The 18,516-nt window shown below is 66.1% G+C and carries 14 protein-coding genes and 1 pseudogene; 6 read left to right on the plus strand and 9 right to left on the minus strand.

The genetic code is table 11. The features are described 5' to 3' along the window. Window positions 1–101: 101 nt before the first annotated feature. The 9 genes and pseudogenes from QMG61_RS14605 to QMG61_RS14645 all read right to left on the minus strand — a co-directional run bounded on the left by QMG61_RS14605 (window position 102) and on the right by QMG61_RS14645 (window position 8,481). Window positions 102–1,475, minus strand: coding sequence for an NAD(P)(+) transhydrogenase (Re/Si-specific) subunit beta (locus QMG61_RS14605; RefSeq protein WP_283495062.1), 1,374 nt, complete (start codon window positions 1,473–1,475; stop codon window positions 102–104). Beyond that, window positions 1,472–1,783, minus strand: coding sequence for an NAD(P) transhydrogenase subunit alpha part 2 (locus QMG61_RS14610; RefSeq protein WP_283495063.1), 312 nt, complete (start codon window positions 1,781–1,783; stop codon window positions 1,472–1,474). Before QMG61_RS14610 ends, QMG61_RS14605 begins: the two co-directional genes overlap by 4 nt. After that, on the minus strand, window positions 1,783–2,928 hold the full coding sequence (locus tag QMG61_RS14615) for a Re/Si-specific NAD(P)(+) transhydrogenase subunit alpha (protein ID WP_283495064.1): 1,146 nt from the start codon (window positions 2,926–2,928) through the stop codon (window positions 1,783–1,785). Before QMG61_RS14615 ends, QMG61_RS14610 begins: the two co-directional genes overlap by 1 nt. A gap of 122 nt (window positions 2,929–3,050) precedes the next feature. Continuing rightward, window positions 3,051–4,430: a replicative DNA helicase gene (gene dnaB, locus QMG61_RS14620; RefSeq protein WP_283495065.1), complete on the minus strand. Its 1,380-nt coding sequence runs from the start codon at window positions 4,428–4,430 to the stop codon at window positions 3,051–3,053. A gap of 461 nt (window positions 4,431–4,891) precedes the next feature. After that, entirely contained in the window at window positions 4,892–5,341 is a 450-nt protein-coding gene (rplI, locus tag QMG61_RS14625) for a 50S ribosomal protein L9 (protein ID WP_283495066.1), read from the minus strand. 9 nt (window positions 5,342–5,350) lie between these two features. After that, window positions 5,351–5,614 (minus strand): 30S ribosomal protein S18, encoded by a 264-nt coding sequence (gene rpsR / locus QMG61_RS14630; RefSeq protein ID WP_035835236.1) that lies wholly within the window; start codon window positions 5,612–5,614, stop codon window positions 5,351–5,353. 54 nt (window positions 5,615–5,668) lie between these two features. Continuing rightward, on the minus strand, window positions 5,669–6,172 hold the full coding sequence (locus QMG61_RS14635) for a single-stranded DNA-binding protein (RefSeq protein WP_283495067.1): 504 nt from the start codon (window positions 6,170–6,172) through the stop codon (window positions 5,669–5,671). A gap of 180 nt (window positions 6,173–6,352) precedes the next feature. Beyond that, window positions 6,353–6,721, minus strand: a pseudogene (gene rpsF, locus QMG61_RS17455) (30S ribosomal protein S6); the annotation flags it as partial. Window positions 6,722–7,050: 329 nt separating this feature from the next. Next, on the minus strand, window positions 7,051–8,481 hold the full coding sequence (locus tag QMG61_RS14645) for a CCA tRNA nucleotidyltransferase (RefSeq protein WP_283495069.1): 1,431 nt from the start codon (window positions 8,479–8,481) through the stop codon (window positions 7,051–7,053). An 80-nt stretch (window positions 8,482–8,561) separates the two neighbouring features. On the opposite strand from QMG61_RS14645, the gene QMG61_RS14650 reads away from it, so the two are divergent. From QMG61_RS14650 to QMG61_RS14675, 6 genes are all read left to right on the plus strand, one after another. Then, the gene (locus QMG61_RS14650; protein ID WP_283495070.1) at window positions 8,562–10,940 is read left to right on the plus strand and encodes a DUF6049 family protein; all 2,379 of its coding nucleotides are present in this window, start codon (window positions 8,562–8,564) and stop codon (window positions 10,938–10,940) included. Further along, window positions 10,933–12,549, plus strand: a complete 1,617-nt coding sequence (gene murJ, locus QMG61_RS14655) for a murein biosynthesis integral membrane protein MurJ (protein ID WP_283495071.1) — start codon at window positions 10,933–10,935, stop codon at window positions 12,547–12,549. The genes QMG61_RS14650 and murJ overlap by 8 nt, the downstream gene beginning before the upstream one ends. A 156-nt stretch (window positions 12,550–12,705) precedes the next feature. Further along, complete coding sequence (gene trxB / locus QMG61_RS14660) at window positions 12,706–13,680, plus strand: thioredoxin-disulfide reductase (RefSeq protein WP_283495072.1); 975 nt, start codon at window positions 12,706–12,708, stop codon at window positions 13,678–13,680. An 11-nt stretch (window positions 13,681–13,691) separates the two neighbouring features. Beyond that, entirely contained in the window at window positions 13,692–14,015 is a 324-nt protein-coding gene (gene trxA, locus QMG61_RS14665) for a thioredoxin (RefSeq protein WP_283495073.1), read from the plus strand. Between the two features lie 193 nt (window positions 14,016–14,208). Further along, complete coding sequence (locus tag QMG61_RS14670) at window positions 14,209–15,528, plus strand: aminotransferase-like domain-containing protein (protein WP_283495074.1); 1,320 nt, start codon at window positions 14,209–14,211, stop codon at window positions 15,526–15,528. A gap of 40 nt (window positions 15,529–15,568) precedes the next feature. Next, a complete protein-coding gene (locus tag QMG61_RS14675; protein WP_283495075.1) occupies window positions 15,569–16,525 on the plus strand; it encodes a D-alanine--D-alanine ligase family protein in 957 nt (318 codons plus the stop codon). Window positions 16,526–18,516: the final 1,991 nt, after the last annotated feature.

Below are 18,516 nucleotides of genomic sequence, written 5' to 3' on the forward strand. Positions count from 1 at the left end.
GACTGGATCAGTCTACGCGCCGAGGCTCCGGTCGGCCCGCCGCTGGCAGCCCCGACCGCCGGCTGCGGCGACGGCCGACCCCCGCCCCGACGGCCCGCCGGTCACAGGGCGTTGACGGCGCCGAGCATCTTCGTCAGTGAATCCTTCGCGTCGCCGAAGAGCAGGCTGGTCTTCGGGTCGTAGAGGAGTTCGTTCTCGATCCCGGCGAATCCGGGGCGCATCGACCGCTTGAGGAAGACGACCTGGCGGGCGTCGCCCACGTCGAGGATCGGCATGCCGTAGATCGGGGAGCCGGGTGACGTCTTGGCCGCGGGGTTGACGACGTCGTTGGCGCCGACGACGAGGGCGACATCGGTGTTCTTGAACTCGGGGTTGACCTCGGCCATTTCGCGGAGCGACTCGTACGGCACGTTCGCCTCGGCGAGCAGCACGTTCATGTGGCCGGGCATCCGCCCCGCCACCGGGTGAATGGCGAAGACGACCTCGACGCCGCGGGCCTCCAGCGTCGTGGCCAGTTCGGCGATCGTGTGCTGGCCCTGGGCGACGGCGAGGCCGTAGCCGGGCACGATGACGACCCGCTGGGCGTAGTTGAGCAGCACGGCCACGTCCTCCGGGTTGGACGTGCGCACAGGGCGGTCGCTCTGAGTGGTCGACCCCGCGGTCGAACCGCCCTTGAACGCGCCGAAGAGGATGCCGCTGACCCCTCGGCCCATCGCCGAGGCCATCGCCCTGGTGAGGATGGTACCGCTGGCCCCGACGAGGGTGCCGGCGACGACGAGGAGCAGGTTGCCGATCACGATGCCGGAGGCGGCGACCGCGAGGCCGGTGAACGCGTTGAGAAGCGAGATGACGATCGGAACGTCGGCGCCGCCTACGGGCAGCACGAGCAGAGCACCGACCACGAGCCCGATCACGAGCAGAATGACCGCCCACAGAGGGGCACCGGTGGCCACGACGAATCCGCCGGCGACGAGGGCCGCGAGCACGATTCCGCCCATCACGAGGGCGAGCCCGGGGAAGACGAGGGGGCGGGAGCTGATCAGGCCCTGCAGCTTGCCCACGGTGACGGCCGAGCCGGAGAAGGAAACGGCACCGACGAGCATCGTGAAGACCACGGCGACCTTGGTCCACGGACTCTCGCTGCTGCCCAGTTCGAGCATGGCCACGAGTGCTGCCGCACCGCCACCGACGCCGTTGAACAGGGCGACGAGCTGGGGCATCTGGGTCATTTCGACCCGCCGTGAGATCGGGGCTGCGATCGCTGAACCGACCGCGATGGCGATCAGGATGGCCGGGATGTTCTCGATCCTGGCGGAAAGGAAGACCGTGATCACGGCGAGAAGCGCACCGGCGGCACCGATCAGGTTGCCGCGGCGGGCGGTCTTCGGCGACGACAGTCCCCTCAGGGCGAGAATAAAGCAGACCGCGGCGACCAGGTAGAGCAGGCCGGTCCACTCGGGGGAGAGCAGGCTCATTTCGTTGCGTCCTTCGCGTCAGCGCCGGCCGGTTTGCGGGGGGCGAACATCTTGAGCATCCGGTCGGTGACGACGAAGCCGCCGACCAGGTTGGCCGTGGCGAGCACGACGGCGATCAGGGCCACGGTGAGCAGCCACGGGTTCAGGCTCTGACCGGCGACCGTGATGGCGCCGATCAGGATGATTCCGTGGATGGCGTTCGCCCCGCTCATCAGGGGCGTGTGCAGCGTGCTCGAGACCTTGGAGACGACCTCGAAGCCGACGAAGACCGCCAGGACGACGACGGTCAGCAGGGTGACGGGATCCATCAGTGTTCTCCGTTCAGGGCCGCCGCGGTCGGCGCGTGCCTGACCTCGCCGGCGTGGGTGAGACAGGCGCCGGCGATGACCTCGTCGGTGAAGTCGGGGGAGACCTCGCCGTCGTGCGTCATCAGGGCGAGGAGGTTTGCCACGTTCTTGGCGTAGAGCCTCGAGGCGTCCGCGGGCATCGTCGACGCCGGGTCCTTCATTCCGACCAGGGTGACGAAGCCGTCATCGGCCAGGGTGCGCACGGAGACGTCCTGCCCGGCCACAACGCCCTCGACGTTGCCGCCCGATTCGGCGGCCAGGTCGATGACGATCGAACCCATCCGCATGCCGGCCACCATCTCGCTGGTCACCAGCAGGGGCGCGGGGCGACCGGGGATCGCGGCCGTGGTGATCAGCACATCGGCGGCGGCCACGTGTGGAGCGAGCAGCTCGCGCTGACGGATCGACCTGTCCTCGCTCAGCTCGCGGGCGTACCCACCAACGCCCTCGACGGCATCCAGGTCGAGGGTGATGAAGGTTCCGCCCATCGAGGTGACCTCGTCGGCCGAGGCCGGCCGCACGTCGTAGGCGGAGACCCGGGCGCCCAGCCGCTTGGCGGTCGCAATGGCCTGGAGCCCGGCGACACCGGCGCCGAGCACGAGCACGCGGGCGGGCGGAATGGTTCCCGCCGCGGTCATGTACAGCGGGAAGAACCGAGGGAAGCGAATGGCGGCCTCGAGCACCACGCGGTAGCCGGAGACAAGCGCCTGGGAGGTGAGGGCATCCATCGACTGGGCCCGGGAAATACGCGGCACCAGCTCGAGCGCGAACGCGGTGACCCCGGCCTTCGCGAGGGCGGCCACGGTGGGCAGCTCGGCAGCGGGTGCGGCCAGGCCGATGGTGATCATCTCGGGGTGCATTTGAGCGGCACGCTCCGGGGTGAGCGGGCGAACGTGGCAGTACACGTCAAGCTCGACGACCGGCAACTCGGCGACGACGGATGCGCCGGCCTCCATGTAGGCGGCGTCGGGGTGACCCGCCGCGGTACCTGCGCCCGATTCGATCAGGACACCGACTCCCAGTTTCGTCATTTGGGCCACCGTCTCCGGTGTCGCCGCGACGCGGCGTTCGCCCTCATGTCGCTCTCGACCGATGCCAACCTTCACGCGCGTTCTCCTTCGTGACGCCCGGCCGCGAGCGAGCACGGACCGTTCCGAACGCTTGCGCGGCACTTACGCCCCGTTCGTAGCGTAGCGGTGATCGTTTGCCGCTCGGCGAATATGACCGCCTAGGCTCCCGGAACCATGTCGGCGAAGCGCGAGTAATGGCCGTGGAATGCGACGGTGACCGTGCGGGTCGGACCGTTACGGTGCTTGGCGACGATGAGGTCGGCCTCGCCGGCGCGCGGGTTGTCTTTCTCGTAGGCGCTCTCGCGGTGCAGCAGGATGACCATGTCAGCGTCCTGCTCGAGCGAACCGGACTCTCGCAAGTCGGAAATGGCGGGCATCTTGTCGGCGCGCTGCTCAGGGCCACGGTTGAGCTGGGACAGCGCGATCACCGGAACCTGAAGTTCCTTGGCCATGAGCTTGAGCGCCCGCGAGAACTCACTGACTTCCTGCTGACGGGACTCGACCTTCTTGCCCGACGTCATCAGCTGCAGGTAGTCGATGATGACCATCTTCAGGCCCACCCGCTGCTTGAGCCGGCGACACTTCGCCCGGATCTCGACCAGCGTCATGTTCGGGCTGTCGTCGATGTAGAGCGGGGCGTCGTTGATCCGGCCGCGGGTGGCCGCGATGGTGGTCCAGTCCCTTGCGTCGACGGAGCCCTTACGCATGCTCTGCAGCGGCACGGATGCCTCGGCCGCGAGCAGGCGCATCGCAATCTCGCTTCGGCCCATTTCGAGCGAGAAGAAGATGCTGGGCATGTCGTGCTTGATCGACGCGGCGCGGGCGAAGTCGAGCGCGAGAGTGGACTTACCCAGGGCCGGGCGGGCGGCCACAATGATCAGCTGGCCGGGGTGGAAGCCGTTGGTGAGCTCATCCATATCGGCAAAACCAGTGGGCACGCCGGTCATCTGGCCGTCTTTGAGCTTGGCCGCCTCGATCTCATCGATCGCGGCCGTGACGGCGTCGGTCAGGGGAACGTAGTCTTCGGTCTCGGTGCCGCCCGTGACGGCGTAGATCTCGGCCTGGGCCGTGTTCACCAGGTCGAGCACCTCGCCCTCGCCGGAGTAGCCCATCTGAGCGATGCGGGTTCCGGCCTCGACCAGACGGCGCAGCAGGGCGCGCTCGGCGACGATGGACGAGTAGAAACCCGCATTGGCCGCGGTCGGAACCAGGCTGGTCAGGGTGTGCAGGTAGTCGGCGCCGCCGGCCCTGGAGAGCTCGCCGAGCTTGGTCAGCTCGTCGGTGACCGCGATGACGTCGGTCGGCTCACCCTGCGCGTAGAGCGAAAGGATCGCGTCGAAGATGATCTCGTGCTTGGGAATGTAGAAGTCAGCGGCTCGAACGGTCTCGACGACGTCCGCGACGGCGTCCTTGCTCAGCATCATGCCGCCGAGTGCGCTCTGTTCCGCGAGCAGGTCGTGAGGGAGGGTGCGGGTCTCTGCTCCGCCGCGCGCATCCGCGCCGCGCTTGTCTGCCAGACCCAAGTGAGCGATCGACACCCGTGCCTCCTTCTGTTCCTGGTGCTGGTCTATCAGGGCCCACCGACAACACCCGCCGGCACCCCGTGCACACCTTGAAATCGGCCGCGTGCCCACGATACGGACGCGTCTCAACCGCGGCCAAACCACCCTGTGGATAAGCCTGTGGGAAAACTGGGCGAAACGCCGTGTCTCGTGTGCACAACCTGTGCACTCTCCTGTGGACAACTTAAGAGCTTGGCCAAATAAATAGCTTCTGACCAGCACATAAATCTATTCACAGCTGTGTGTAAAAACATCCCTCAACTACGCCTTGAACGTTGTTAGTTCAGGGGTGTGCCTGTGTACAAAAGCCCGCTTTCAGCATCTGAAATGCCCCCGAAACTGGGGGGTGACGTCAGCCGAAACCGGAGTATCAGTCGACTTAAACAGAAGTAGCGGTGGGCTCCTTTCGGAACCCACCGCTACTCGTGCGGTACTGCTTACTTGGCGGCTACCACCAGCAGTGTGATGGTGGCGCTGAGCTCGTCACGAAGACGAACCGTTGCCTTGTGCTCACCGGTCATCTTGATCGGGCTGAGCTCGATCTTGCGCTTGTCGATGGCACCGAGTCCGGCAGCCGCGACTGCCTCGGCGACGTCGGTCTGCTTGACGGAACCGAAGAGGCGCCCGCCTTCGCCGGCCTTGACGACCAGCTTGACCTTGGCGTTCTCGAGGCCGGCCTTGAGTGCCTGTGCCTCTTCGAGGGTGGCGTGCTCACGGGCGACGCGAGCTGCTTTGATCTGTTCGATCTGCTTCTCGCCACCGCGGGTCCAGGACACGGCGAAACCCTGCGGGTAAAGGTAATTGCGGGCGTACCCGTTCTTCACCTCGACGATGTCACCGGGTGCACCGAGGCCGGAGACCTCGTGCGTCAGAATGATTTTTGACATGTGGGTTCCCTACCTGCCTGAGCCGGCGTAAGGCAACAACGCCATTTCACGGGCGTTCTTGACGGCACGGGCGATCAGACGCTGCTCCTGGACGGAGACACCGGTGATACGACGGGCGCGGATCTTTCCACGCTCCGAGATGAACTTGCGAAGGGTGGGGACATCCTTGTAATCGATGACACCAACCCGGATCGACTTCGCGGGGGCGGCGTTTTTGCCACCCTTAGCTCCGCGGAGCGGCTTGCGGCGGTCGCCGCTCGACTTTCCAGCCATGATTTCCTTACTTTCTTAAGAAGTGTTTTTCAGCCAGGGACCCGAGGGTCTGGCTTAGAAGGGTGTCTCGTCGCTGAAGTTGCCCGGGGTGTTCCAGACATCTCCGCCGGTGTTCGCGGCGGGAGTGCTGGCTGCCCAGGGCTCGTCGTTTCCAGAGACGGCAGGTGCGCCGCCGCCACGAGGTGACGACGATGACTGCGCGCGGGTGAGCGAAGCAGTGGCGTAGCGCAGGGAAGGACCAATTTCGTCGATCTCGAGCTCCATGCTCGTGCGCTTCTCGCCTTCCTTCGTCTCGTAGGAACGCTGCTTGAGACGCCCGGTAGCGATGACTCGGGAACCCTTGGTCAGTGAACCCGCCACGTGCTCGGCGAATTCACGCCAGACGCTCGCACGCAGGAACAGCGACTCACCATCTTTCCACTCACTGGATGCGCGATCGAAATTGCGCGGAGTGGATGCGATGGTGAAGTTGGCAACCGCCAGTCCGTTCTGCGTGTAACGCAGCTCCGGGTCGCTGGTGAGGTTGCCCACTACGGTGATTACGGTCTCGCCGGCCACGGGTTACTTGTCGCTTGCCTTGTCGGCGGGCACGGCAGCGGCGGGAGCGTCAGCTTCCGTCGCGGCAGGAGCCTCGACCTTGGCCGGAACAGCCTTGACGGCCGCGGCGGCAACTGCCGATGCGGGCTTCACGGATGCGGCGACCTTGGCGGCGGGAGCGGCAGCGGCGGCTTCAGCCTTGGCTGCGATGACCTTCGGGTTGGCTGCCTTGCGGGCGGCCTTCTCGGCGGCAAGCTTGCTCGCGACGGCAACCTGGGCGATGCCTTCTTCTGCGCGGAGAACCTTGGTGCGCATGACTGCCTCGGACAGCTTCAACTGGCGGTCGAGCTCGGCCGTCGCAGAAGCGTTCGCGGTGAAGTCGACGACGGCATAGATGCCTTCGGTCTTCTTGTTGATCTCGTATGCGAGACGGCGGCGACCCCAAACGTCAACCTTGTCAATGGTTCCACCATCGTTGCGAACAACGTTGAGGAACTTGTCAAGGCTGGGAGCTACGGTGCGCTCATCGATCTCGGGATCGAGGATAACCATCAACTCGTACTGATGCATGACTAACCCACCTCCTTCGGACTAAACGGCTGCAGAATCTCTGCAACAGGAGGGTTGTGCATGTGTCGAAGGCGGAGGCCGGGATTCCGGCACGCAGACAACCTGCCAAGACTACCGGATACCGCGGCCATTCGCCACCTAGCCGACCCGACGCCCTCCGCGCCCTGTCCACGCGGCGATCCTGACGTCAGGACCGTGCCCGATACCGAGTCCGCCACCCCTGGTGCGGAACCGCCACCCACCGCCCCTGTGGAGAAGTAGCCGGCGGTGTGTACTAGGACCGACTGGGACCGACTCGTGCGGTTCGTGTCATTCGCGGAATGCGCCGGCTACTCGCCACGCCCGGCCCACCAGGCCTGCAATCGCCGCGTGGCCTCTTCCTCACCCAGCGGGCCGTCATCGAGGCGCTGCTCGAGCAGGAACCGGTAGGCCTCGCCGACCTCACGGCCCGGGCGCACACCGAGGATCGCCATGATCTGTTCGCCGTCGAGGTCCGGTCGCACGGCGGCCATCTCCTCCTGTTCGGCAAGTTCGCGAATCCGCTGTTCGAGGTCGTCGTAGGCGAAACCGAGCCGGTCGGCCTTACGCCGGTTGCGGGTCGTGACATCCGCGCGGGTGAGGATGTGCAGGCGTTCGAGCTGGTCGCCGGCATCCCGCACGTAGCGGCGCACGGCCGCGTCCGTCCAGGCCCCTTCGGTGTAGCCGAAGAACCGCAGGTGCAGTTCGATCAGCTTGGACACCGCGGAAATGGTGTCATTGTCGAAGCGCAGCGCGCGGAGGCGCTTCTTGGCCAGCTTCGCCCCGACCAGATCGTGGTGATAGAAGCTGACCACTCCGCCGGGCTCGAGTTTGCGGGTCGCCGGCTTGCCGATGTCGTGGAGAAGCGCCGCCAGCCGCACGATGAGGTCGGGCCCATCGAAACTGCCGCGTGCCTTTTCGTAGCCGATGGCCTGATCGATCACCGTGAGCGTGTGCTGGTAGACGTCCTTGTGGTGGTGATGTTCGTCCACCTCGAGCCGCAGCGCCGGGAACTCAGGCAGCACCAGGTCGAACAGACCGGAGTCCACGAGCAGCTCCAGCCCGCCGTGCGGACTGTCGGCGAGCAGCAGCTTGGACAGTTCCTCGCGAACCCGTTCGGCCGAGATGTTGCGGATGCTCTCGCTCATCGCCTCCATCGCTGCCGCGGTGTCAATGTCGAGGCGGAAACCCAGCTGAGCCGTGAACCGGGCGGCTCGCATCATCCGCAGCGGGTCGTCACCGAAGGACATCTCGGGTGAGATCGGGGTGCGGAGCACTCCGGCGATCAGGTCGTCGATGCCATTGGCCGGGTCGACGAGGGTCAGTCCGGGCAGCCGGAGCGCGAGGGCGTTCACGGTGAAGTCGCGGCGGAGCAGATCGTCCTCGAGGCTCGATCCGAAGACGACCTCCGGCTTGCGGGTCTGCCCGTCATAGCTGTCGGCCCGGTAGGTGGTGATCTCGACGGTTTCCCCGGCGACCATGGCTCCGATGGTGCCGAACGCCCGGCCGATGTCCCAGTGGGCGTCGGAAATCGGCTTCACGATCTCAAGGATCTGGTCCGGGGTGGCATCCGTGGTGAAATCGAGGTCGTTGATCGGGCGATCCAGGAACGCGTCCCGCACCGGTCCGCCGACCAGGGCCAATTCGTGCCCGGCCGCGGCGAAGGCGTTCGCCAGTGTCGACACCGGGGGAGTGGCAGCCAGGTCGCCCAGCCGCGTGAGGGCTGTTGCGACGCTCTGCATGACCCCCATGTTAGTTGCTGGGCGCGTCGCCGCCGGTCCCGGGCCGGATATCCCAGCCTGCACGCCGTAGAATCCCCTACATGGTGGCCGACTCAATTCCTGCGCGTCGGCCCGCGCTCCGTGAACGGCGGCACGATCACCGTCGGTCGCTCAGGAAGCTGCTCGGGATGGTCGTCGCCGCCGGTCTGGCCGTGGCCGCGCCCCTCTCGGCCGCCGCCGCGCCCGCGGCTCCGACCGCCGCTGCCGCGCCCGCCGCCCTCAGCGCCGTCTCCGCGAACTCGGTCACCATCGCCGTCGCCCCGGTCTTGCTGAAGCCGTTGCACGCGGGCGAAGACCTCGCCGTCACGGTCACCATCACGAATGGGACCGACGACCCCGTCGCCGCCGGCACCCTTGACGTCTACCTCGCGGAGCGTGCCCTCACCAGTCGCACCAGCCTCGACAACTGGCTGCGCCCCGCGAAGGCCGGAAAGCCGGGCGACCTGATGCTGAGTGAGGCGATGAAGGCGCCGGTGCAACCCAACAGCAGCGAAATCCTCACTCTCACCGTGCCGGCCGATTCCGTTGGCCTCACCACCGGGAACGCCTGGGGTGCCCGGGGGATCGCCGTGACCCTGACCGACGATGGCGACGTCAAGGCCCAGGGCCGTGGGACGTTCGTCTGGTACTCCAACGAGGAGCTCACCCCGGTCAACGTCGCCGTGGTCATGCCCATCACGGCACCGGAACAGACGACCGGGCTGATTCCCGGGAAGGCACTCGAAACGTTCACGGGCCCGACCGGGGTGCTCACTCGCCAGCTCGAGGGTGTGATCAACCGGCCGGTCGCCATCGCCATCGATCCGCAGATCATCGTGTCCATCCGAATCCTGGGGAATTCTGCTCCGCCGAGCGCCGTCGCCTGGCTCAACCGGCTGGCCGCGGCCACAAACGAAATATTCCCGCTCAGCTATGCAGATGCCGACCTCTCCGTGCAGACGCAAGCCGGAGCCTCGACCCTCCTCGCGCCGACCTCCTTCGACCAGGCCATCGACCCCGCACTGTTCACGTCCACCCCCGCGACCGCCGCCACGCCGTCGCCCACCGCGACTGCCACCACGCCTCCCAGCACTGCTCCGCCCGCCACCGATCCCCCGGCTCCGACCGGCACCCCAGCCCCGACGCCGACCGCCCCCCAGCCGGTCGGCCCGGTCGACGGCACCCCGCCGACCACGGAACAGCTGCTGGCCTGGAACTACACCGCCACCGACATCGGCTGGCCGCACGAGGGATCCGTCGCCGCGGCGGATCTCCCCGTGTTCGTCGCATCCGGCCTCACCAGCACGATCCTGGCCGGTCGCAACACGACCCAGACCGACCGTGATCTCACCCCGGACACCGCCATCGCCCTGGGCGCCGGGTCAGGCACCGGCCTCGTCGCCGACGATCCCCTCGGGGTTGCCCTGCGCGCGGCTGCCCTGTCGACCACGGACGAAGACTGGCGTGAGGCCATGGCCGAGGTCAGTTCACAGCTCGCCGTGGTCTCGGCGGAGAAGCCAGGCACGACCCGCACCCTGCTGGCGACCTTCGACCGCGGCTGGCCGTCGACGGCGGCGCGGCTCAGCCAGACCCTGGACGCCATGGCCGCACTGTCCTGGCAGGCACCCGCGACCCTTACCGCCGCACGCGCCGCCACCACGACGGACGTCACGTTCAAGAGCAAGTCGGAACCGGACGAGCGCGTGGACCTTGCCCAGCGGCTGATGCTGCGCGAGAACGAGGTGGTCGCGTTCTCCTCCGCCCTGTCCGATCCCCTCCGCATCACGGGCACCCACCGCCTCACCCTGCTCTCCCTCCTCGCGAACTCCTGGGCCTCCCAGCCCAGCAGTTGGCGGGACAACGTCGGCACGAACCTCGTCGATTCCTCCGTCCTGCTCAGCTCCGTCTCCGTCTCGACCAAGGGCCCGATCAACGTCGTCGGCAGCAAGGTGGACATCCCCGTCACGCTCGACAACGCCCTGCGCCAGGCCGTCACCGTGCGGGTGCAGGTTGTCCCCTCCAACGGTCGCCTTCTCGTCGGCGGCGACGTCGAATCCACCATCGAGGCCCAGTCCGCACGCACCGTGCTGGTACCGGTCACCTCGGCCGTCGGAAACGGAGCCGTCACCCTGCGCGTGACCCTGTTCACCCCGGCGGGAACGATGATCGACCAGCCCGCGTTCATCCCGATCAATGTCCGCGCGGATTGGGAGGGCCTGGGCGCCCTGATCTTCGCCGTTCTGGTCGTGCTGTTCTTCGGCTTCGGGGTCTGGCGCAATGTGCTGCGCCGCCGCCGTGAGCGCGACGCACCAGAAGCAGCGGTGGGCCAGGCCGACTCCACCGACTCCGCGGCCCCGTCCGAGGTCTCCGCGACTCCATCGAGCGAACCCGACCCGAGCGCACCTGACCCGAGCGCACCTGAAACGGAGCCGCATGCCTAAGACCGGCAGTATCGGGCGTGCGAGCGCCTTTCTGGCCTCTGGCACGATCGTGTCCCGCATCCTCGGCTTCATCAAGCTGATCGTGCTCGTGGGTGTGATCGGCCAGGTCGGCCAGAGCACCAACGCGTTCGCCGTCGCCAACCAGCTGCCGAACACCGTCTATGTGATCGTCGCCGGCGGCGTGCTCACTGCGGTGCTGGTGCCCCAGATCGTGCGCGCCAGCCTGCACGCCGACGGCGGTACGGCATACATCAACAAGCTCGTCACGCTCGCCCTGGTCATCCTGGGCGTCACCACGCTCGTGGCCACGGCGCTTGCCCCGGTTCTCACGGTGCTCTACGGCCCCCACTTCAAGCCGGAACAGCTTGCCCTCGCCACCGCGTTCGCCTTCTGGTGCCTCCCGCAGATCTTCTTCTACGGCCTCTACACGGTGCTCGGTGAGGTGCTCAACGCACGCAAGTCGTTCGGCCCCTTCACCTGGGTGCCGGTGCTGAACAATGTCGTCGCGATCGCCGGCCTGCTCATCTTCGCCGCCCTCTATGGAGCGGACCCCAACGGCGTTCGTGCGGCGGGCGAGTTCACGCCCGGGATGATTGCCGTGCTGGCCGGCAGTGCGACCCTCGGCGTGGCGCTGCAGGCAGTCGTGCTGTTCTATTTCTGGCACCGGATCGGCCTCCGCTACCGCCCGGACTTCCACTTCCGCGGCGTCGGTCTCGGGGCGGCCGGCAAGATGGCGAGCTGGACGTTCGGGATGCTCCTGCTCACCACGCTCGCCGGCATCGTCGAGACCCGGGTCGTGACCCTGGCCAGCGACACCGACGCGTCAGTCGCCGTGCTGAACACCGCCTGGCTGATCTTCATGCTGCCCCACTCGGTGATCACGGTCTCGGTCGCCACCGCGTACTTCACCCGGATGAGCGAGCACGCCTCCATCGGCAAGCTCGACCTGGTGCGCACGGATGCGTCCTCCGCCATCCGCGGGACGACCCTGATCATCGTGCTGGCCTCCGCCGTGATCGCCGTCTGCGCCTATCCGTTCGCCGCCGTCTTCGTCTCCCGATTCGACCAGGTGCAGAGCACCGGCAACGTGATCGTCGCCTACATCCTCGGCCTCGTCGCCTTCTGCATCCTCTTCGTCATCCAGCGCACCTTCTACGCGCTCGGTGACACCCGCACGCCGTTCTTCTTCACGCTCTTCCAGGTCGTGCTCGTCATCATCGGCGTGCTCGGCTGCGCCCTGCTGCCGAGTGAGTGGATCGCGGCCGGAATCGCCCTCACCGTCACCCTCGCCGGAATCGCCCAGGCCGGATTCGCTGCCTGGCTCCTGCGCGGACGGCTCGGGGGCATCGACGGCCGGCGCATCATCCGCAGCCTGGTGAAGTACCTCACGGCCGCCGTGCCGCCCATCCTGCTCGGCCTCGCGCTGCTCTACGTTCTCGGGGGCACCCAGGAGAACGGCTTCGCTGTCTCCGGCAAGGCTCAGGCGATCGCGGCGATGCTGATGATCGGAACCGTCATGTCGGCCCTCTATTTCGGCCTGCTCGTGCTCATGCGCAGCAGCGAACTCCGCGGCTTCCTCGCCCCGCTGGTCGGCCGGCTTCGCCGCTGACCCCCACGGGCCGATGCTCCGTCACGCTCGATGTGAGCGGGCTGTGAGCCAAACGGTCCGACCGGGGCGTCGGAATAGCATCCGATTAGGATGTGTTGTACCCGGCAGCGAGGCGAATATCTACTGCCCTGCCCCCTCATTCAAAGGAGTTCCCGCGTGCGCCAGATCATCATCATCGGCTCAGGACCGGCCGGTTTCACCGCGGCCATCTATGCCGCCCGCGCGAATCTGAAGCCGTTGTTGATCGCCAGTTCCGTCGAAGCCGGCGGTGAACTGATGAACACCACCGAGGTGGAGAACTTCCCCGGCTTCCCCGACGGGATCCAGGGCCCCGAGTTGATGACCAAGATGCAGGAACAGGCCGAACGCTTCGGCACCGAGGTCGTCTACGACGACGTCACCGCCCTGGAACTCACCGGCGCGACCAAGACCGTCACCCTCGGCTCCGGCGAGACCCACGAGGCACTGGCCGTCATCTTCGCCACGGGCTCCGCGTACCGCAAGCTGGGTCTGCCCGACGAGGAGCGACTTTCCGGGCGCGGTGTGTCGTGGTGCGCCACCTGCGACGGCTTCTTCTTCAAGGAAAAGACCATCGCCGTGATCGGCGGCGGAGACTCCGCGATGGAGGAAGCCACGTTCCTGACCCGGTTCGCCAGCAAGGTCTACGTCGTGCACCGTAAGGACACCCTGCGTGCCTCGAAGATCATGCAGGAGCGCGCGTTCGCGAACCCGAAGATCGAGTTCATCTGGAATTCCGCGGTCGTCGGGATCACCGGCGCCGAGGCCGTCGACGGCCTACGCCTGCGCAACACGGTTACCGCGGAGGAGACCAGCCTCCCCCTCGGCGGAGTCTTCGTCGCGATCGGCAACGACCCGCGTACCCACCTCGTCCACGACCAGCTCGACCTGACGGCGGAAGGCACCATCGCCGTCGCCGGTCGCTCATCAAAGACCAGCCAGACCGGTGTCTTCGCCGCCGGTGACGTCATCGATCCGACCTACCGTCAGGCCGTGACCGCCGCCGCATCCGGTACCGTCGCCGCCCTCGATGCCGAGCACTACCTGGCTTCCCTTCCCGCGGACCTGCTGGCTGACGCCGGCGAGACCGAACTCGTAACCGTCAACAACTAAGGAGCAACTACATGTCTGCACGCGCCGTTACCGACGCGACTTTCGAAACGGAAGTCATCAACAACCAGAAGACCGTCCTCGTCGACTTCTGGGCCGAGTGGTGCGGCCCGTGTCGCGCCGTCAGCCCGATCCTTGACCAGATCGCGAGCGAGAATGCCGACAAGATCGACATCGTCAAGCTCAACGTCGACGACTTCCCGGCCCTCGCCGCGAAGTACCAGATCACGTCGATCCCCGCGATGAAGGTGTTCCAGAAGGGCGAGGTCGTCAAGACCGTCATCGGCGCCAAGCCCAAGGTCGCCCTCGTAGCCGACCTGGCCGCATACCTGGCCTAGCCACCGAGCGGGCCACGGCCCCTCAGGCGCGAAGACCCGCCCGGCTCCGGCCGGGCGGGTCTTTTCCGTCCCCGCGGGGCTCAAGCGCCCAACGTGGCCTCCGCCTGCCTTGTACGCTCGGGGGAAGGCTGCGTGAGGAGCGGGCCCCGCACGACACCGCCTACGATTGAAGCCACACCAGAACGGAAGTGACGTGAGCGCACAGGGTTCCCCCCAGGCCGGCAACAATCTCGACCCGTGGTATCACCACTACGCCGAGCGAGCCGCCGGGCTGCGCGCCTCCGAGGTGAGGGCCCTCTTCGCTGTCGCGTCGCGCCCCGAGGTTGTGTCACTCGCTGGAGGAATGCCCTTCGTGGCCGCCCTGCCGCCGGACCTGGTGGTCAACGCCATGGAACGGGTCATGCGCGAGCAAGGGCCCACAGCGCTGCAATACGGCTCTGGTCAGGGAGTTCCCGTGCTCAGGGAGCAGATCCTCGAGGTCATGGCGCTGGAAGGCATCCGTGCGCACGCCGATGACGTGGTTGTCACGACCGGCTCCCAGCACGCCCTCGAACTCGTCAGTAAGCTCTTCCTCGACCCCGGCGACGTGGTGCTCTCCGAGGGCCCGAGCTATGTCACGGCCATGGTCATCTTCAAGTCGTACCAGGCCGAGGTCGACCACGTTCCCATGGACGAGCACGGTCTCATTCCGGAGGCGTTGCGCGAGCACATCACGGCCGTCAGGGCTGCTGGGAAGACGATCAAGTTCCTCTACACGATCCCCAATTTCCACAACCCCGCCGGCGTGACGCTGAGTTGGGCCCGCCGGATCGAGATCCTGGAAATCTGCCGCAGCAACGACATTCTGGTGCTCGAAGACAACCCCTACGGGCTGCTCTACTTCGACCAGCCGGCCCCGGATGCGATGCGTTCGCTCGAGCAGGACGGCGTCGTCTACCTGGGCACCTTCTCCAAGACCCTCGCTCCCGGCTTCCGGGTGGGCTGGGCGCTCGCTCCGCACGCCATCCGCGAGAAGCTCGTGCTCGCCAACGAGGCCGCCGTGCTCTCGCCGAGTTCCTTCAGCCAGCTGGTCATCTCCGAGTACCTCTCCACGGCCGACTGGAAGGGCCAGATCAACACCTTCCGGGGCGTTTACCACGAGCGCAAGAACGCTCTTCTCGGCGCCCTGGAGGAATACCTCCCCGAGCTGACCTGGACGAACCCCAACGGCGGCTTCTACGTGTGGGCGACGCTGCCCGACCGGCTCGACTCCAAGGCCATGTTGCCCAGGGCAGTCAAGGAGCTCGTCGCCTACACTCCGGGCACGGCTTTCTTTGCCGACGGGGACGGTCGCCAGAATATGCGCCTATCCTTTTGCTACCCGACGCCCGAACATATCCGAATTGGAATACGTCGGTTGGCCACCGTCATCCGGGACGAGCTCGACCTTCTCGAGACGTTCGCGGGCACGGGGTCCCTGAACCCGCACGGCGAGAAGGCTCGCTTCAGTTCCCCACCCCCTGACATCTCCTAGACCAGCGCTTCACCGGCCAGAACAAGGAAAACTCCTGATCATGAGCGAATTAGCAGCCCTCGACATCGTCGTTCTCGCCGGTGGCATCTCGCACGAACGCGATGTGTCCCTGCGCTCGGGGCGCCGGGTCGCGGATGCGCTGACGACGCGAGGCCACACCGTGACCGTCCTCGACCCCCAGGCCGGCTTACTCGCAGACCTGACCAACCGGCACCCCGATGTCATCTGGCCCGTCGTGCACGGCGCAACGGGCGAGGACGGTGCGCTTCTCGCCCTGCTCGAGACCACCGGAATCCCCCATGTCGGCTCGCGTGGCGGAGCCGCCGGGCTGGCCTGGTCCAAGCCCACGGCCAAGGAACTCGTGCGCAGGGCCGGCTATTCGACTCCCGATTGGATCGCTCTCTCGAAGGAGACCTTTCGGGATCTGGGTGCGGCCAGCGTGCTCGAACACCTGCTCACGGCTCTCCCCACGCCACTGGTCGTCAAGCCGGCGGAGGGTGGTTCGGCCCAGGGGGTCACCATCGTCGAGACATCGGCCGAGCTACCGAGGGCCATGGTTGACGCGTACACCTATGCCGATGTCGCGCTCGTCGAGGAGAAGGTGACCGGAACCGAGCTGGCCGTCACGGTCATCGACACCGGCACCGGTCCGACCGCGCTGCCGGCGGTGGAGATCGTTCCTTTGGTCGGCGTCTACAGTTTCGAGGCGCGCTACAACGCCGGCGACACTCTCTTCTATACCCCGGCGCGAATTTCTCCGGAGGTGGCCGCCCGAGTGGCCGAGACCGCCGTGGCCGTGCACACGCTTCTCGGGCTCCGCCACATTTCACGAATCGACCTCATCGTCGATGACGAGGGAACACCGTGGTTCCTCGAGGCGAACGTGCTCCCCGGACTCACGGAAACGAGTCTCGTACCGCAGACGATCGAGGCATCCGGGCAGTCCCTCGGCGCCGTCTATGAGGCTCTCGCTTCCGCGGCCCTCGCCGACAACTAGGCCGCAACCCTCACGTCGACGTTTCACGTGAAACATTCCCGGGCGTCCCGGTCCTGAAGCGGGCACGGCGGGCAGCGCGCTTGGTTCGCCTCGAGCATCCAAACTCATTGATTTCGTTACCGGACTCGGTTCCCGGTGCCGAAATGGTCGACCCGGCTTCCAGTGAGTTGCCTGGGGACTCCCTGAACCCACCTGAGAAAACTCGCGAAACTAGTGAAGCGTCGAAATTTGAGTCGAAAACTCAGCGTTTTCAGCTCGTCAGGAACGATCCTAAGCACCGTTCGCCCGGTTCAAAATAGTCGTTTTTGGGCGCATTTTCGACCATTTCGGGCTCTAATACGAGTAATTCTCTGAAATGACGTGCGTGTGATCACCCCGCCTGTCAAACATGGCAATCGCGACATTGAGTGCTCCAGCTTCCATTCCGTCCGTCGATGGATCCAGGAAGGATCCCCGCGAGTGTTTGTTGACCTCTCACGAATGACGGCGTACCTTCGATTTCTTTGCCCGGCTCGGGACGTTGTGGAACGGCAACCGGAATCTCGGAGCCATGGACGCGTCGTCGCAGTGCACGGCGGGGGAGTGCTTCCACCGACACCGTAGGGTCACACACAACTGGAAGCTCGGACCCGCCGAAACGTTTCCTGCTCAGAGGGGACGAGTGCACGTTTCCCGGATTACGGATCCGACCTCGCCAGAGTGCACGTCCCGCATGAAATGAGCGCCGAAAAGAACGGACGTCCAGGCCTGTGAAGTTCCCGCCAAACGCGAATGTTTCACGTGAAACGCAACACTATCCCTTGAATTGTTTGGTCAGGGCGCCGTGATCATATCCTCGGTCCGAACCTCACAACCCGCCCAACACGGGGCCCAGGTCCGCCGCGACCTCATTTCCGCAGCAATTCCCATCACTCGACACGTCCTTCGAACACGTCGAGACCCCCGCCACCCAGCCCTGACACCCACGTTCAGCACCCACGTAACGCCAACACCTCCGACCAGACCACGGTGGTCGAGCCCGTCGAGACCCCCCTCCAACACCCAACCCAAACATCCACGTTCAGCACCCACGTAACGTCAACACCACCGACCAACCACGGTGGTCGAACCCGACGAGACCCCAACACCCAACCCAAACACCAACGTCCGAGACCACGACCCAGGCCATCTCAGGACTTTGAGGGTCACGGCCAGTCCACCGTAGGTCACGACGCCACCACAACCGTGGCCCCGGCCCGTGGCGAATCCGCGCTGGCGGTACTCGGCCGATTTCCGAGTCTCCGGAGCTAAACCACGGCGACGGCAAGGAGCACGCCACCGAGTGCCGGGCCGCCGATCGACCGCGCAGGCCAGAGACCGACCAGGCCCGCGCGCAACGAAAAATACCGCCAGAAGGCAATGTTTCACGTGAAACGTGCCCTATCTGTCCCCGGCTACTCCCGGAACGCCAAGCCCAGCAATATGTTTGGCGTACTCGGCAGGCGCGCACGCAGCACGAGTATTCGCGCCTCGGCAGCCAACGAACCGAGCCGCTGGCTTGACCTTCACGAAAGGGCGGACCGACATCTCGGCGCGAGCCGGCCCTCTCCTCGCTACGGGCAAGGCATTCTTCTCTCCTTGCAAAGGTGAAGAACTGACCTGCGCTGTAGTGTGAAATCGACTCTCTACGACAGCTTGGGGGAGCGCTCGCAATGAATCCTGGCCCACCAGGGGGATGCGTGTTGGAGACCGGAGTCCACGTCCGTAACTGCTCGCAGAAGGGCGGAGCCGGCCGTCGTAGACGCGGTCTGGACAAACTCGACCACCGAACCGAAGTCAGGAAGCCGGGACTCGACAGGATCGACCACCGCGGGGGACAGGAGGCGGGTCTCGATGCTCCTATTGATGTCAAGCGGCGATTTGGGTTGGGGTGTGGCGTTGTTGGATGGCGTTGAGGATGGGGAAGATTTCTCGGGCGAGGTAGCGTTTGAGTAGGCGCATGGCGTCGCGTT

This window comes from Cryobacterium sp. PH31-AA6 (assembly GCF_030063195.1).
GTDB lineage: Bacteria > Actinomycetota > Actinomycetes > Actinomycetales > Microbacteriaceae > Cryobacterium.

What these genes read in the sequence shown, in the direction of transcription:
- rpsR (WP_035835236.1), bottom strand. Translation starts at nt 5,614, where the DNA reads ATGGCTGGAAAGTCGAGCGGCGACCGCCGCAAGCCGCTCCGCGGAGCT.
- trxA (WP_283495073.1), top strand. Translation starts at nt 13,692, where the DNA reads ATGTCTGCACGCGCCGTTACCGACGCGACTTTCGAAACGGAAGTCATC.
- QMG61_RS14610 (WP_283495063.1), bottom strand. Translation starts at nt 1,783, where the DNA reads ATGGATCCCGTCACCCTGCTGACCGTCGTCGTCCTGGCGGTCTTCGTC.
- murJ (WP_283495071.1), top strand. Translation starts at nt 10,933, where the DNA reads ATGCCTAAGACCGGCAGTATCGGGCGTGCGAGCGCCTTTCTGGCCTCT.
- QMG61_RS14645 (WP_283495069.1), bottom strand. Translation starts at nt 8,481, where the DNA reads ATGCAGAGCGTCGCAACAGCCCTCACGCGGCTGGGCGACCTGGCTGCC.
- QMG61_RS14605 (WP_283495062.1), bottom strand. Translation starts at nt 1,475, where the DNA reads ATGAGCCTGCTCTCCCCCGAGTGGACCGGCCTGCTCTACCTGGTCGCC.
- QMG61_RS14675 (WP_283495075.1), top strand. Translation starts at nt 15,569, where the DNA reads ATGAGCGAATTAGCAGCCCTCGACATCGTCGTTCTCGCCGGTGGCATC.
- rplI (WP_283495066.1), bottom strand. Translation starts at nt 5,341, where the DNA reads ATGTCAAAAATCATTCTGACGCACGAGGTCTCCGGCCTCGGTGCACCC.
- QMG61_RS14650 (WP_283495070.1), top strand. Translation starts at nt 8,562, where the DNA reads ATGGTGGCCGACTCAATTCCTGCGCGTCGGCCCGCGCTCCGTGAACGG.